At 69.9% G+C, this 13,542-nt stretch carries 15 protein-coding genes; 7 read left to right on the top strand and 8 right to left on the bottom strand.

The window, feature by feature from the left end:
• The first annotated feature begins 78 nt into the window (after window positions 1-78).
• Together ACFMRZ_RS25585 and ACFMRZ_RS25580 are read left to right on the top strand one after the other, a co-directional pair.
• Entirely contained in the window at window positions 79-1,083 is a 1,005-nt protein-coding gene (locus tag ACFMRZ_RS25585; protein WP_400181043.1) for an ATP-binding cassette domain-containing protein, read from the top strand.
• Complete coding sequence (locus ACFMRZ_RS25580) at window positions 1,080-1,922, top strand: ABC transporter permease (RefSeq protein ID WP_400181042.1); 843 nt, start codon at window positions 1,080-1,082, stop codon at window positions 1,920-1,922. The genes ACFMRZ_RS25585 and ACFMRZ_RS25580 overlap by 4 nt, the downstream gene beginning before the upstream one ends.
• Window positions 1,923-1,975: 53 nt before the next feature.
• On the opposite strand, the gene ACFMRZ_RS25575 is transcribed toward ACFMRZ_RS25580, so the two are convergent.
• On the bottom strand, window positions 1,976-5,419 hold the full coding sequence (locus ACFMRZ_RS25575; RefSeq protein WP_400181041.1) for an AfsR/SARP family transcriptional regulator: 3,444 nt from the start codon (window positions 5,417-5,419) through the stop codon (window positions 1,976-1,978).
• A 208-nt stretch (window positions 5,420-5,627) separates the two neighbouring features.
• On the opposite strand from ACFMRZ_RS25575, the gene ACFMRZ_RS25570 reads away from it, so the two are divergent.
• Window positions 5,628-6,497: a 1,4-dihydroxy-2-naphthoate polyprenyltransferase gene (locus ACFMRZ_RS25570; RefSeq protein WP_400181040.1), complete on the top strand. Its 870-nt coding sequence runs from the start codon at window positions 5,628-5,630 to the stop codon at window positions 6,495-6,497.
• Window positions 6,498-6,511: 14 nt separating this feature from the next.
• On the opposite strand, the gene ACFMRZ_RS25565 is transcribed toward ACFMRZ_RS25570, so the two are convergent.
• From ACFMRZ_RS25565 to ACFMRZ_RS25550, 4 genes are all read right to left on the bottom strand, one after another.
• Window positions 6,512-6,895, bottom strand: a complete 384-nt coding sequence (locus tag ACFMRZ_RS25565; protein WP_280276177.1) for a phage holin family protein — start codon at window positions 6,893-6,895, stop codon at window positions 6,512-6,514.
• Between the two features lie 68 nt (window positions 6,896-6,963).
• Window positions 6,964-7,575 carry a Clp protease N-terminal domain-containing protein gene (locus ACFMRZ_RS25560; protein WP_400181039.1) on the bottom strand — a complete coding sequence of 204 codons (612 nt, stop codon included), beginning with the start codon at window positions 7,573-7,575 and terminating at the stop codon, window positions 6,964-6,966.
• Window positions 7,575-7,796 carry a helix-turn-helix domain-containing protein gene (locus tag ACFMRZ_RS25555; protein WP_280276179.1) on the bottom strand — a complete coding sequence of 74 codons (222 nt, stop codon included), beginning with the start codon at window positions 7,794-7,796 and terminating at the stop codon, window positions 7,575-7,577. Before ACFMRZ_RS25555 ends, ACFMRZ_RS25560 begins: the two co-directional genes overlap by 1 nt.
• Before the next feature lie 103 nt (window positions 7,797-7,899).
• The gene (locus ACFMRZ_RS25550) at window positions 7,900-8,235 is read right to left on the bottom strand and encodes a DUF4229 domain-containing protein (RefSeq protein ID WP_400181038.1); all 336 of its coding nucleotides are present in this window, start codon (window positions 8,233-8,235) and stop codon (window positions 7,900-7,902) included.
• 233 nt (window positions 8,236-8,468) lie between these two features.
• On the opposite strand from ACFMRZ_RS25550, the gene ACFMRZ_RS25545 reads away from it, so the two are divergent.
• On the top strand, window positions 8,469-8,702 hold the full coding sequence (locus tag ACFMRZ_RS25545) for a BldC family transcriptional regulator (protein WP_280276181.1): 234 nt from the start codon (window positions 8,469-8,471) through the stop codon (window positions 8,700-8,702).
• 70 nt (window positions 8,703-8,772) lie between these two features.
• A complete protein-coding gene (locus ACFMRZ_RS25540) occupies window positions 8,773-8,970 on the top strand; it encodes a hypothetical protein (protein WP_400181037.1) in 198 nt (65 codons plus the stop codon).
• A gap of 21 nt (window positions 8,971-8,991) precedes the next feature.
• Here ACFMRZ_RS25540 and dapA read toward each other — a convergent pair whose 3' ends face one another.
• On the bottom strand, window positions 8,992-9,882 hold the full coding sequence (gene dapA / locus ACFMRZ_RS25535; protein WP_400181036.1) for a 4-hydroxy-tetrahydrodipicolinate synthase: 891 nt from the start codon (window positions 9,880-9,882) through the stop codon (window positions 8,992-8,994).
• Window positions 9,883-9,952: 70 nt separating this feature from the next.
• Here dapA and ACFMRZ_RS25530 point away from each other — a divergent pair, with 70 nt between their 5' ends.
• The gene (locus tag ACFMRZ_RS25530; RefSeq protein WP_400181035.1) at window positions 9,953-10,843 is read left to right on the top strand and encodes a LysR substrate-binding domain-containing protein; all 891 of its coding nucleotides are present in this window, start codon (window positions 9,953-9,955) and stop codon (window positions 10,841-10,843) included.
• A gap of 25 nt (window positions 10,844-10,868) precedes the next feature.
• Here ACFMRZ_RS25530 and ACFMRZ_RS25525 read toward each other — a convergent pair whose 3' ends face one another.
• Window positions 10,869-11,750, bottom strand: coding sequence for a class I SAM-dependent methyltransferase (locus tag ACFMRZ_RS25525; protein WP_400181034.1), 882 nt, complete (start codon window positions 11,748-11,750; stop codon window positions 10,869-10,871).
• A gap of 136 nt (window positions 11,751-11,886) precedes the next feature.
• On the opposite strand from ACFMRZ_RS25525, the gene ACFMRZ_RS25520 reads away from it, so the two are divergent.
• Window positions 11,887-12,813, top strand: coding sequence for an NADP-dependent oxidoreductase (locus ACFMRZ_RS25520; protein ID WP_400181033.1), 927 nt, complete (start codon window positions 11,887-11,889; stop codon window positions 12,811-12,813).
• Here ACFMRZ_RS25520 and ACFMRZ_RS25515 read toward each other — a convergent pair.
• Window positions 12,807-13,451 (bottom strand): histone deacetylase, encoded by a 645-nt coding sequence (locus ACFMRZ_RS25515; RefSeq protein ID WP_400181032.1) that lies wholly within the window; start codon window positions 13,449-13,451, stop codon window positions 12,807-12,809. The two genes, ACFMRZ_RS25520 and ACFMRZ_RS25515, sit on opposite strands and share 7 nt — an antisense overlap.
• Between the last annotated feature and the right edge of the window lie 91 nt (window positions 13,452-13,542).

The raw sequence follows: 13,542 nt of genomic DNA, 5'->3' as shown, positions 1-13,542 counted from the left end.
GCGACGCAAGCCGGTCTTGCGCGGGCACGCAACAGCGGTGCAAGGGGCATGCAAGTCCCGGGTTCCACAGTGTGTGTCATGACTTCATACGCACCTGCTGATGCTCTCGCCATCGAGGCGGACGGGCTGGTCAAGGTCTTCGGGGAGCAGCGAGCCGTCGACGGCGTGAGCCTGGCGGTACCGCAGGGCGCCGTGTACGGCGTGCTGGGCCCCAACGGAGCCGGCAAGACCACCACCATCCGCATGCTCGCCACGCTGCTGCGCCCGGACGGGGGCAGCGCCCGGATCTTCGGCCGCGACGTGGTGGCCGAACCGACCGCGGTCCGCTCGCTGATCGGCGTCACCGGGCAGTACGCCTCGGTGGACGAAAAGCTCAGCGCCACCGAGAATTTGATCATCTTCTCCCGTCTACTCGGCCTGAGCCGGGCGGACGCCAAGCGCAAGTCGGCCGAACTGCTCGAAGAGTTCGGGCTCACCGAGGCCGCGAGCAAGCCCCTGGAGAACTTCTCCGGCGGCATGCGGCGCCGCCTCGACCTGGCCGCCAGCCTGATCGCGACGCCGCCGCTGCTGTTCCTCGACGAGCCGACCACCGGCCTGGATCCGCGCACCCGCGCGCAGATGTGGGAGACCATCCGGCGGCTGGTCCGCGAGGGCGCGACCGTGCTGCTGACCACCCAGTACCTCGACGAGGCCGACCAGCTGGCCGACCGTATCGCGGTCATCGACCACGGCAAGGTCATCGCCGACGGCACCTCCGACGAGCTGAAGGCCTCGGTGGGCACATCCGCGCTGCAGGTCACGCTGGCCGAGCCGGAGCTGATCGAACAGGCCCGCACGCTCATCGGCGACTTCCTGTCGCACGCGGCCGGAAGGCTCGTCGAGGCCAGCATCACCCCCGAGGCGCGGCGCATCACCGCCCCGCTGACCGACCCCGGCATCACCGCCGACCTCCTGATCCGGTTGCGCGACAACGACATCCGGGTCGACGAGATCACCGTCAGCAAGCCGAGCCTGGACGAGGTGTTCTTCGCGATCACCGGGCACGGCGCCGAGGACACCGACACCGAAAGGAGCGCGGCATGACTACCACTCTGACCGCACCCACCACAGGCGGGCGCCACGCGGCCCGTGCCGCGATTCCCGAAGTAAGCAACCACATTCCGTTCCGGCAGGCCCTGTCGCACTCCCTCACCATGGCCTACCGCGGCATCCTGAAGATCAAGCACAATCCCGAGCAGCTGTTCGATGTCACGATTCAGCCGATCCTGTTCACGGCGCTGTTCGCGTACATCTTCGGCGGCGCCATCGGCGGCAGCGTGAGCGCCTATCTGCCGGTGCTGATTCCGGGCATTCTGGTGCAGACCGTCGTGCTGACCTCGGTCGTCACCGGAACGCAGCTGCGCGAGGATATGGACAAGGGCGTCTTCGACCGGTTCAAATCCCTTCCGATCGCCCGGGTTTCGGCTCTGGCGGGCGCACTGATCGCCGACATGGTGCGCTACGGCATCGCCACGGTGCTCACCATCGTGGTCGGCCTGGTCCTGGGTTACCGGCCCGCGGGCGGGGTCGTCGGCGTGGTGGTCGCGGGTCTCATCGTCGTGGTCTGCTCGTTCGCCGTCAGCTGGATCTGGGCGCTGGTCGGCGTCACCGGCAAGAGCGCGGCGTCCGTACAGGGCATCTCGATGATGATCATGTTCCCGCTGACGTTCATGTCCGGCGCCTTCGCCCTGGTCAGCACCATGCCGGGCTGGATGCAGGGACTGAACAAGGCGAACCCGATCTACTACATGGTCAACGCCTGCCGCGAGTTGATGAACGGCAACGTCTACTCGAGCAACATCCTCTGGTGCCTGGTCGGGTCCGCGGTCGTGATCGCGATCTTCGCCCCGCTCGCCATCCGGGCCTACATGCGCCGGGCGTGAGCCGACTCCTCACCACAATGTCCGCCGGTCGCGAAAGCGACCGGCGGACATACCTATTCGCCCAGCCGGCCCGATACCTCGTGCAGCAGGCCCATGACCCGCTCCGCGGCCTTCCGGCGGTTCATGCTCGCCACCGCCTGCTGCGCCGACTCCAGCGCGGCCGCGCCGACCACGGGTTCGTGCAGGCTGTAGTGGCGGTTCCAGCGCATGGACGGCAGGTCCTGCCGCCCGCCGACCTTGGATCCCAGGGCCAGCAGCCGCAGGCCGTTCTCGCGATCGCTGTCCGTGGCGAGCAGATACGAACCCACGGCGCAGGCGACGGCGCCGAGCTGCGGCAGGTCGTAGAACTGCGCCAGCCGGACCGTGGCGGTCTCGTAGATCTGCCGGGCCAGCGTGGGCACCTCGTCCAACCGGTCGTGCAGCACGTGCGCGTCGAGCACCGCCGACGCGACCATGATGTCGCCAGGTCCGGGCGACGTCTCCATGATCGGCCACGAGAACAGCTCCAGCGCCCGCCGGAACATCCGCAGGCCGCGGTCCGTATCCCCTTCGGCCAGTGCGAGTTCCGCGAGTCCGGCGATTACCGTGCCGCGGCGATGATTGGGGCGTTCCACCGGCGCTTCGGGATCGAGGCCGTCCCCGACGACGCCGAGCGCGAACGTCAGCTCCGAGCGAGCCTGGGCCGGCTGCCCGGCGCCGATCAGCGAGACCGCCAGATAGCTGCGGATCTCCACGGCCTCCTCGTAGCAGCGCAGCAGCTGGAGCAGGTCCGCGCCGCGCCGGTAGTAGTCCGCCGCGCGCTGGTAGTGCGCCGCCTGGGCCGCCATCTGCCCCAGATGCTGGCAGGCCATCGCGGTTCCCCAGACGTCCTGGGATTCGGTGAGTTCCAGGACTCGCTGCGCGTCCTGGATCGAGCCGTGCATGTCGCTGCCGTTCTCGCGCAGGTTCGCGCGCAGCATCAGGGCCAGCGTCCGCACGCCCGAGTCGGCGTCCCGGCCGCCCTCGGCCAGCTTGCGGGCCAGCACGCGCGCGTCGGGCGCCAGGCAGATCAGTTCGCCGAAGTACCGCAGCATGGGGCTCGGCCCGGTGCCCGCGCGCAGCAGCCGCCGGACCCGCACCCGCACGATCGCCAGCTCGCGCAGGCCCGCCTCGGCGAACAGCAGATGCGTCCCCGCCAGGGCGTAGGTCATCATCTCGAGATCGATCTCGGCGAGGCCGCGCGGTCCGGCCGGGGGCGGCACCGGCAGGGTCCGCGGCGCCCAGGTCATCAGTTCCAGATGGGCGCCGCGCATCACCCACAGCGTGCCCGCGAGCGGGAAGACCATGTAGGCCGTGGCCGCGTCCCGCCGATCCAGCGCGAATCGCAGAATCGAGACCAGGTTGTCCAGCTCCGCGGCGACCGACAGCACCACGCGGACCTGCTCGTCGGTCGGATACCGCCGGGCGGCGTCGAGCGCGAATTCCCTTGCCCACCCGCACATCCGGTCCATCACGAGGTCGGCCTCGCCGGTCGCGGCCAGCTGCTCCTCGCCGAATTCCCGGACCGTCTCCAGCATGCGGTAGCGCGTGGGGATCTCGTCGTCGTCGGCCAGCACGGCGAGCAGCGATTGACTGACCAGACCCTCGACCGCTCCCACGGGATCGGCGACATCGGGCCCGGCGACGACGGCCTCGGCCGCGGTGAGGGTGAAGCCGGCCGGGAACCGGCACAGCCGCCGCAACGCCACCTGCTGTTCGGGTTCGAGCAGATTCCAGCTCCACTCGATCACGGCGTGCAGGGTCCGGTGCCGCTCCGGCGAGGTGCGATCGCCGCTGCGCAGCAACGCGAACCGATGCTCGAGCTTCGCCTCGATCTCCTCGACGCTCATGGTGCGCACGCGCGCCGCGGCCAATTCGATGGCCAGCGGCAGACCGTCGAGGGTGCGGCACAGCCGCGCGACGGTCTCGGGTTCGAGCCGCACGGACGGCCGCACCGCGCGGGCGCGGGCGATGAACAGGTCGGTGGCCGGCGAGCCGTGGGAGTCGATGGCCAAGGGAGGCAGGGGATATACGGTCTCGGCGGTGATCTCCAGGGGCGCGCGGCTGGTGGTCAGCACGGTCAGCCGATCGCAGGCGCCGACCAGATCCGCGACGACCTCCGCGACCGCGTCGATCAGGTGCTCACAGTTGTCGAGTATGAGCAGCGTCGGCCGCAGCGACAGCGCCTCCCGCAGCCGGCGGTGGCCGTCGATCGTCTGGTTCGGCCGCAAAACCTTTGTCTCGCGGGAGTATTCGCTCATGCCCAGGGTCGCGCCGATGGCGGCCTCGATCTCGGTACAGGTCGCGGCGAGCCCGTCCGGATCGGCGCGCAGCGAGGCCAGTTCGACCAGCGTGACGGCCTGCTCCGCGGCCACCCGGCCGCCCAATTCGTTGGCCACACGGGTCTTTCCGGTGCCGCCGGGGCCGAGCACGGTGACCGCCCGGGACTCGGCCAGCAGCCGCTCCAATGTGTCCAGATCGGCGGCGCGGCCGAGCAGCGGGTTGGGGGCCGCCCGCAGGCCGATCGCCGACAACGTCGTTCGCGGCGCGGTGTCGTCACCGGGCACCGGATTCAGCGCGTGCTGTGCGGACGAAACCCGTTGCACGCCGGTAAGCTCCGCGCCCGGACGGGGCGCCCGCGGTGTCGGTGCGCCCGGTAAGGGCTCGCCGCGCAGGATCGCCATGTTCAGCGCGATCAGGGCGGGCCCGGGGTCGGCGCCGAGTTCTTCACCGAGCCGCTTGCGTAGTGCGGCAAAGACTTCCAGCGCCTCGTTGGCTCGGCCGTCGGTGGCGAGCAGACGCATCAGGGTGGCGTGCGCCGGCTCGTCGAGCGGCTCGGCGGCGGCGTTGCGCCGCGCGATCGCGAGGGCGCCGGGTACATCGCCGAGTTCCTCCCGCGCGTTCAGTTCCAGCGAGTCCAGCGCGGCCCAGCGCGCCGCCGCGACCTCGCGCACCTCGTCGGCCACGACTCCCTGGGGCAGGTCCGAACCCGGCTCGCCGCGCCACAGCGCGCGGGCGCGCGCCACGGCGGCCAGGCAGCCGGGTGCGTCGCCGGTGTCCAGCAGGTCGCGCGCGTGGCGTTCCAGCTGCCCGGCGCGGCCGAGGTCCACCTCATCCTCCGTCAGGCTCAGCCGGTATCCGGCCGGACCGATCTCCAGCGCCCCGTCCGGTAGCGCCGAACGCAGCCGGGAGACCTGTGTGTGCAGCGCGTTCATCGGCGCTCGGGGTGGCTGATCGCCCCAGACGTCGTCGATCAGGGCCTGTGCGCTGCGGCTGCGGCCGGGGTGTACGGCCAGCGCGGCGATCAGCAGCCGCGCTCGCGCTCCGGGTATCGCGGTGAGCTCGCCGGTCCGCCGCACGGCCGTCTCTCCGAGCAGTGTCACCCGGACCGGCGGTGCGGGCACACCGGCGTCCCGGTCCGGGTCGGACCGGGTGTGCGTCGTCCCGGCGCCCGCGGAGCCGTTGTGATCAGGAAGCATGCCGTCGCAATCGTATGTGAGCGGTCGAACGAATTTCGGGTACGCGGCGCTGCGGTCGATGCTCACCATTGTCCGCCACCCCGGTCCCGCAATCCGATATATCGGCATAATGCTACCGATATATGCGGCGAGTATCCACCGCCCCGGACGGAACGCCGCCCCGGCCGCGCGCGGTTGCCGAGTCCGTACCGCACATTAGGCTTCGCTCATGGCAAGTGCTGCACAATGGCTCGAAGGCGCCCGTCCGCGCACCCTCCCCAACGCGATCGCCCCGGTCCTGGTCGGCACCGGCGCGGCCGCCTCGCTGGACGGCGCGGTCTGGTGGAAGGCGCTGCTGAGCCTGCTGGTGTCGCTGGCCCTGATCATCGGCGTGAACTACGCCAACGACTACTCCGACGGCATCCGCGGCACCGACGACGAGCGGGTCGGACCGCTGCGCCTGGTCGGTTCCGGCGTGGCGAGCCCCGCCGCCGTGCGCGGCGCGGCGATCGCGAGCCTGTCGGTCGCCGCCGTCGTCGGCCTGGTGCTGGTGGCCACGACCGCCTGGTGGCTGCTGCTGGTGGGCGCGGCCTGCCTGGCCGGGGCGTGGTTCTACACCGGCGGCGCGAAACCCTACGGCTACAGCGGTTTCGGCGAGATCGCGGTTTTCGTGTTCTTCGGCCTGATCGCGGTGCTGGGCACCGAGTTCGTGCAGGCCGAGCAGGTCGACTGGGCGGGGCTGGTCGGCGCGGTGGCGGTCGGCGCGTTCTCCAGCGCGGTGCTGGTCACCAACAACCTGCGCGACATCCCGACCGATTCGCAGACCGGCAAGACCACGCTGGCCGTGCGCCTCGGCGACACCCGGACACGCACCCTGCACCAGGTATTGCTGGTGCTGCCGTTCGTGGCGTCGCTGCTGCTGGTCGCCCGCACCCCGTGGGCGCTGGCCGGGCTGCTCGCGGCGCCACTCGCCGTGCGCTCCAACACACCGGTGCGCGGCGGGGCGAACGGCCCGGGCCTGATCCCGTCGCTGCGGGACACCGGGCTGGCGATGCTGGCCTGGTCGGTGCTGACCGCGCTCGCGCTCGGGATCGGCTGATCCCGGCCGGGCCGCTAGTCCTTGTCCGGCACCAGGATCCCGAGGATCCAGTTGACCAGGGTGATGACGACCGCGCCGATCACCGCCGCCCAGAAACCGTGCACGCGCAGGCCGTAGTCGGTGGTCTCGGTGATCTTCGCGGTCAACCACAGCATCAGGGCGTTGATCACCAGCAGGAACAGGCCCAGCGAGACGATCACCAGCGGCAGCGACAGCAGCTTCACAATCGGCTTGACCAGGGCGTTCACCAGACCGAAGACGATCGCGACGGCGAGCACCACCACAATCTTCGCGCCGGTGCCCTGGTCGGCCGGGCTGACCAGGTCGATATCGCCGACCCAGGCGGCGGCGAGCCAGATCGCGACCGCGTTGATGATCAGGCGTAGCAAGAGGACCATGGCGACATGCTAATGGTCGCCACGCCCGAGCACCGGGCGTAGCGACCACGTCGCGACCGGGCATGTCGTCAGGCCGCCCGCTCCAGCAATTCGTGGACCGCCTGCCGCAGCGCGCGGATGCCGTCCTCCCCGCCGAGCAGTTCGCGGGTCCGGTCGTTGGGCGTGCGCAGCAGGCCGAGCAGGACGTGGCCCGCCTCGATCCGGTCGGCGCCGCCCGAAATCGTCTCGCGCAACGAGAGTTCCAGCACCTTCTTGGCGTCTCGGGTGAACGGGATGTGGCCGAAGGTCATGCTGCCGCCGAGCCGGAACCGGCTGCGGCGCGGTTGTTCCTCGGCGGGTATCGCCCGCTCCAGCGCGTCCTCGCCGAAGGTGGCCTCCAGGCTCTCCCGGACGGCCTCGAGATCGATGCCGATGGAGCGCAGCGCGGCGGCGTCCTCCTCGCCGAGCGGCTCGCCCGCGGGGCCGGACTCGTCCTCCCCGTGGTCGCGCCGCAACGCCTCTCGCAGACCGTCGGCGGTGATGCCGTTGTCGGACAGCACCTTTCGCAGCCCCGGATCGGGCGCCGCGGCGAGCCCCAGCAGCACATGCTCCACATCGATACTCGGAGAGCGCAATTCACGCGCCTCCTCCTGTGCCACCACGACCGCGTGCCGGGCCGGCTTGGCGAACTTCTCGAACATCAGCGGATACCGCCTCTCCGGTTGTACTTCTGATGGACCGCCTGGCGGCTGACCTCGAGCGCGTCGGCGATCGTCTGCCAGGACCAGCCCTGTTCGCGGGCATTGGCCACCTGGATCGCCTCCAGCCGTTCGAGCAGCCGACGCAGCGCGAGCACCGCGCGCAGCCCGACCCTGGGGTCCGGACTGCCGGCGGCGGCCGCCAGCGTTGTTGCTTCACTCATGAACGTCAATTTACGTTGACACTCGCGGCGCGTCAACAAAAATTGACACTTCGGGGAAGGCGTTCGCCGACAGCGGAACCCGGTGCCGGAGAGAGAGTGCGGCCTACTGCTGCTCGCCGCGCATGCGCGCGCGCAGCTGGGCCTTGTCGGTGCGCCGCTTCTCGTCGACGGCCGCGATGTCCTCGTTCACCCGCGCCCGCAACCGCTTGAAAAGCACCAGCGACAACGGCATGGCGACGATCAGCGCGAACAACAGCGCCACGATCAAGGGGATGTCCACGTTCAGAACCCGGGCCAGCACCACGATGACGGCGGCGATGGCCGCGACCAGCACCAGCCGGGCCAGGGTGTAGAGCGCCAGATCGCGCGCCAGCCGCCGGCCCGCCGGGGCCGGAGCGGGATCGGCCGGGGCGCCGTCCGGTCGAGATGCGTCACTCACGCGACCAGCCTAGGCGACGAGTTCCCGCGACCGAGTCGCCCGGTGTCCGGTTCGCACGTAATCGCTGCGAATTCGCTGGACGGCGCCGAACGATCCGCAACCAAGCCGTACGCATATCCGATTTGTCTATTACTTCCCCTTTACCAAAGTTAGATCATTCGAGTACGTGGGGGGTCTGGTGCAACGATGTCGCTATCTGATGAGGGATCTGTCGATTACGGAAAGGTTTGCGAATGACTGCGATCACCGCGGCGAGCCGCACGTTGGGTTCCGTCAACGGCCAGGAGGCCCTCCTGACCCCCGGCCAGGTAGCGGCACTGTTCCACGTCGACCCGAAGACCGTCACCCGGTGGGCGCACGCCGGGCGGCTCGGCTCGTTGCGCACTCCCGGCGGACACCGCCGTTTCCGCGAGTCCGAGGTGATGCAGCTGCTCAGGTCGCTGACCACGGAGGCGACCCGAGTCTGACCCAGTTTCCGGTGTCTGCGGTGCCGCAGGTACGGACACGGATTACCCTCGATGACAGGAGGTGAGTGACGTGGCGTACCTGTTGGCACTCATCGCGGTCGTAGCTGTCGCGGTGCTGTGCTGGAAGGCGTTCGGGCCGGAGCGTTCGCGGCGACTCGGTGCCGGCCCGGCGCAACGGAATCGAATCATCGGACCGGACGACGACCCCGATTTTCTCTGGCGTATCTCTCGACCACATCACGACGGCGATCCTGGAAACGATCGCTGATTCTCATTCGTCGCGCGTAATTCACACCCTCGGCGTGTAACTGAGTTCCAGCGCGCCGAGGGCCGCGGCGACCGCCGCGTCGGACGCCGGCAGCAGCGGCAGCCGCACGGCCGGACTCGGAATGCGGCCCTGCGCGGTCAGCACACCCTTCATCACCACCGGATTGGGTTCGGCGAAAAGGGCTTCCACCAGCGGCGCCAGCAGATTGCCGAGGTGCCGGGCGCGTTCGATCGGGCCGTCCCGCCATGCGGCGGTCATATCCACATACGCTCTCGTCGCGACGTTGGCGCTGGCCAGGATGGCTCCGGCCGCGCCCAGCGCGAGCATCGGAGCGGCGTAGAGATCGTCCCCGATCAGCACGGCCACATCGGCGGGGCAGCGGCTCATGAATGCGATCGTGGTGGCATCGATCGCGCCGACCGCGTGCTTGAATCCGGCGACGCCGGGGAGTTCGGCCAGGCGGCACAGCGTTTCGACGCCGAGTTGGCAGCCGGTGCGGTACGGGATGTTGTAGATCAGCACCGGCACCGGGCTCGCGGCGGCCAACCGCCGGAAGTGTTCCACCACACCGGCTTCCGAGGGCCGGGTGTAGTACGGGACGACGGCCAGCACGGCGGAGACGCCCGGCGCCAGGTCGGCCAGCGCGTGTGTCGAGTCGGCGGTCGAATTCGATCCGGTGCCCACCACCAGGGGCGCCTGTCGTTGCCTGCACACAGCGGCACAGATGTCGACGACGCGGCGGCGCTCGTCGGCGGTCAGGGTCGCGGGTTCACCCGTGGTGCCCAGCGCGACGATTCCGGATGCGCCCGCGTCCAGCGCGTCGTGAGCCAGTCCCTCCAGTGCCTCGGCCGCCAGCTCGCCGGTGGCGGTGAACGGCGTGATCAACGGGACGAACAGGCCGGTGAATGTCATGCCCCCAGCCTCGTCGCCACCACGCTTCACGTCCATTACACGTTTCTGCAAGCAAGGTTAAGCTGAAGTTATGCTCGATGTCCGACGCCTGCGACTGCTGCGTGAGCTGGCCCAACGCGGCACCATCGCCGCCGTCGCGCAGGCGCTCGCCTACACGCCGTCGGCGATATCGCAACAGCTGGCGGCGCTCGAGAAGGAGGCCGGGGTGCCGCTGCTCGAGCGGACCGGGCGCAGCGTCCGGCTCACCCCCGCCGCGGTCCGGTTGGCCGACCACGCCGAGACCATCCTCGCGGTGCTGGAGCAGGCGTCCGCCGAACTCGCCACCGGCCGCACGGAACTCACGGGCACGCTGCGCATCGGGGCCTTCCCGACGGCCGTGCGGACGATCCTGTCACCGGCGCTCGTCGCGCTGAGCCGCGACCATCCCGGCCTGGAACTGCTCGTGTCCGAACTGGATCCGGTGAACGCGCCCGCGGCGCTGCGGGCGGAGTCACTCGATATCGCGCTGGTCCAGGAGTACGACTACGTGCCCACCACTCCCGAAACCGGTTTGGACACCGAGCCTTTCCTGGAGGAGACGATCTACCTGGCCGCCCCGGCGCCCGAACCCCTTGCCGAGCACCGCGATTCCCTCTGGATCGCCGGGATGCCCGGCACGCTGTGCCACCTGATGACCGTACGTGCCTGCGAGGCAGCGGGTTTCACGCCGCACATCCGTCATCATGCCGATGATTTCGGCACGGTCCTCGCGCTGGTCGCCGCCGGGCAGGGGGTAGCGCTGGTGCCGGAGCTGGGTGCGCTGAACATCCCCAGCGGTGTCGCGCTCGTCCCCCTGTCGACCCGTCGCCGCACCCGCCTCGCCTACCGCCGCGGCACCGGTTCCCACCCCGTCGTCGCGGCCGCCCGCGCCGCCCTGCACGCCTCCTGCGCGACCCTCCCGTCCCGGCAGGCGGTCGAATGACGCGTCCCGCGTATTGACCCCGTGCTCAGGGCTCGTTTTTGCGGAGCTGCCAGAGGATCACCGCGGGGACTCCGGCCGCGGCGGCGCGTGCCGCTTCGGGGACCAGGCCGGCGAGTGACCAGGGCCAGACTTCCCAGGGGCCCGGGTCGGTACTGGGCTCGGAAGTGGTTGGGGGCGGCGGCATTACGGGCTCCTCGCAGCGTTGGACGGTGAAGCCCGCGGCGAGGGCGGCGCGCAGTTGGTCGCCGACGCGGTGCGGGTAGGAGCGCAGGCGGGCGGCCGTACCGTCGGGGCGGCGCACGGTGGGCAGGTGGGTGCGGGCCACCTGTTCGGGGTGCACGTCGGCGATCAGCGCGTGCCCGCCCGGCCGGAGAACTCGGGCGAATTCGCGCATGACCGGGAGTGGATCCGGCACGTGCGACAGCGCGAGCGAACAGGTCAGCACGTCGACGGAGGCGTCCGCGACCGGCAATCGTTCCAGGTCGCCGAGACGGAAATCGCTGTCCGGCAGTCGCTTTCGGGCATAGTCGAGCATTTCCGGCGAGCTGTCCACGCCGAGTACCCGGTGCCCGCATTCGGCCAGCACGGCCGCGACCCGGCCCGTACCGCACGCCGCGTCGACGGCGGCGCCCGGTGGGAGGCCTGCCGCGAGATCGCGGACCATCGGCTCGTCGAACCCGAACGCGGGGTTCGGTCCGTCGTAGCTCTCGGCCCAAATCCCGTAGCCCTCCACGGTATTCACGTATTCCACCGCAACACCGTCACCGAGCCCGCCCTCGGCGAGCAACCGCCGAACCTCCGCGACCCGAGCCTCGGTGAACTCCCGCCCGTACTCCCCCGCGAACGCCCGCAACAACGCGAGCCCTTCCAACCCCAGTGCGTAGGCCAGCGGATTCTCATACGCCATGTCCCGGGACGCTATCGACCACCCGCACTCACGATCCACCGAATTTCACCCCGCTCACCGCCGGCTGCCCACCGATCCATTACCTGGCGCAGCTGCGCGACCTGGGAGTAGCTACCTTGCGGCGTAGGCTGCGGATATGGAAGCGATCTTTGCGAACAGCTACGGTGATCCCGATGTTCTGACGCTCGGCGAACTTCCAGCTCCCAAGGTGGGGCCGGATCAAGTACTGATTCGGGTCAAGGCGGCCGGGGTCAATCCGGTCGACTGGAAGGTCCTCGCCGGATATCTGGATCCGATGATGTATGCCCATTTCCCGCTGATCCCGGGATGGGACGTCGCCGGTGTGGTCGAGCAGCTCGGCGCGGACGTGCCGGAGTATCAGGTCGGCGACGAGGTGATGGGTTATGTCCGCCGCGACGAGGTCCAGCACGGCACCTATGCCGAACTGGTGGCCGCGCCGGTCCGGACACTGGCGCGCAGACCGGCCGCGCTGACCTGGCAGGAGGCCGCGGGACTCCCGCTCGCGGGGCTCACCGCGTATCGGTCGCTCGAACGCGTGGGACTGTCGCCGGGCGAGACCGTCCTGGTGCACGCGGCGTCCGGCGGCGTCGGCTCGCTGGCCGTGCAGATAGCCGTCGCGCGCGGCGCCCGGGTGTTCGGCACCGCCAGCGAGCGCAACCACGATTTCCTGCGGTCCCTCGGCGCGGAACCGGTCACCTACGGCGACGGCCTGGCCGACCGGGTCCGCGAACTGTCCTCCGAAGGCATCGACGCGGCCGTCGATTTCGCCGGGAGCGGCGTGATCGACGTGTCCCAGGACCTGCTGCACGACCGCTCCCGCATCGCTTCGGTCGCCGATGGCACCGTGGGCGAGAAGGGTGGGCACGTGGTCTGGGTACGCCCCTCCGCCACCGAACTGACCACCCTCGCCGACCTCGCCGAGGCGGGCAAACTCACCGTCCCGGTCGACACCGTCCTGCCGCTGGCCGAGGCAGCCCGAGCCCTCGAGCACAGCAAGAAGGGCCGTTCCCGGGGCAAGATCGTCCTCGAGGTGAGTCAGTAGTTGTGGATGGCTGTGTATAGATCGTCGCGAGGCCAGAAGCCTTGGACGCCAGGGAGTTCGGCGAGGTAGGTGAGTATCTCGGCCGAGGTCCAGCCGTGGGACTCCCGGAGGCCAGCGGCCAGCATGGCGAGGTAGCGCGGAGACGGTTTGTTCAACCGGACCGTCTCCGGCTGCCAGGGCGAGGTGAAGGTCAGCACCGGAAATCCGTCCAAATCTGTTACGTGCAGCAAGGTTTCGTAGCGGCCGTCACCCAGCCGGGTGATGCCGTCGCGGGTCAACTCGGCGAGATCGAGGCCGGGGCCGGTTCCCGGTGTCCGGTACATCTCTTGTGCCAGTAGGTCTTCGAACTGTTGGAAGGTCAGCAGATACCCGCGTGCGGCCGCACCCGCTGGCCAGTCCGCCTCGGGCCGGGCGGCGTAGAAGGCGACGCCGCCGGTCCAGACCGGGCTCTCCCACGCGAAGTAGATCGTGCCCGGCAGCGTCAGTGGGCGGCTCGCTCGCGGCGGCGTCGGATCGCGGAATCCGGGATAGGTGCGCGGGGTGCCCGGCGGATTCCCGCCTCGGCGGTAGTAGTCCAGCCGCCGCGCGAACAGGTTCGACCCGTACGCGGCGTACCACACGTATCCCGCCGACCCCATGACACCGAATTCTACGGACGTGCCTGGTCCTGCTGACCTCTGTGACGTATAGTCGAACTCGACTAAACGAGTTCGACTATACGGAGGCCGC

The sequence above is a fragment of the Nocardia sp. N2S4-5 genome (assembly GCF_044628355.1).
Classification (GTDB): domain Bacteria; phylum Actinomycetota; class Actinomycetes; order Mycobacteriales; family Mycobacteriaceae; genus Nocardia; species Nocardia wallacei_B.
The sequence above is the reverse complement of the archived record's forward strand: the minus strand, read 5'-3'. Positions and strand labels throughout refer to the sequence as shown.

Bases quoted from the DNA above. Each gene is read 5' to 3' on its own strand.
- ACFMRZ_RS25585 (WP_400181043.1), top strand. From the start codon at position 79: ATGACTTCATACGCACCTGCTGATGCTCTCGCCATCGAGGCGGACGGG.
- ACFMRZ_RS25580 (WP_400181042.1), top strand. From the start codon at position 1,080: ATGACTACCACTCTGACCGCACCCACCACAGGCGGGCGCCACGCGGCC.
- ACFMRZ_RS25575 (WP_400181041.1), bottom strand. From the start codon at position 5,419: ATGCTTCCTGATCACAACGGCTCCGCGGGCGCCGGGACGACGCACACC.
- ACFMRZ_RS25570 (WP_400181040.1), top strand. From the start codon at position 5,628: ATGGCAAGTGCTGCACAATGGCTCGAAGGCGCCCGTCCGCGCACCCTC.
- ACFMRZ_RS25565 (WP_280276177.1), bottom strand. From the start codon at position 6,895: ATGGTCCTCTTGCTACGCCTGATCATCAACGCGGTCGCGATCTGGCTC.
- ACFMRZ_RS25560 (WP_400181039.1), bottom strand. From the start codon at position 7,575: ATGTTCGAGAAGTTCGCCAAGCCGGCCCGGCACGCGGTCGTGGTGGCA.
- ACFMRZ_RS25555 (WP_280276179.1), bottom strand. From the start codon at position 7,796: ATGAGTGAAGCAACAACGCTGGCGGCCGCCGCCGGCAGTCCGGACCCC.
- ACFMRZ_RS25545 (WP_280276181.1), top strand. From the start codon at position 8,469: ATGACTGCGATCACCGCGGCGAGCCGCACGTTGGGTTCCGTCAACGGC.
- dapA (WP_400181036.1), bottom strand. From the start codon at position 9,882: ATGACATTCACCGGCCTGTTCGTCCCGTTGATCACGCCGTTCACCGCC.
- ACFMRZ_RS25530 (WP_400181035.1), top strand. From the start codon at position 9,953: ATGCTCGATGTCCGACGCCTGCGACTGCTGCGTGAGCTGGCCCAACGC.
- ACFMRZ_RS25525 (WP_400181034.1), bottom strand. From the start codon at position 11,750: ATGGCGTATGAGAATCCGCTGGCCTACGCACTGGGGTTGGAAGGGCTC.
- ACFMRZ_RS25520 (WP_400181033.1), top strand. From the start codon at position 11,887: ATGGAAGCGATCTTTGCGAACAGCTACGGTGATCCCGATGTTCTGACG.
- ACFMRZ_RS25515 (WP_400181032.1), bottom strand. From the start codon at position 13,451: ATGGGGTCGGCGGGATACGTGTGGTACGCCGCGTACGGGTCGAACCTG.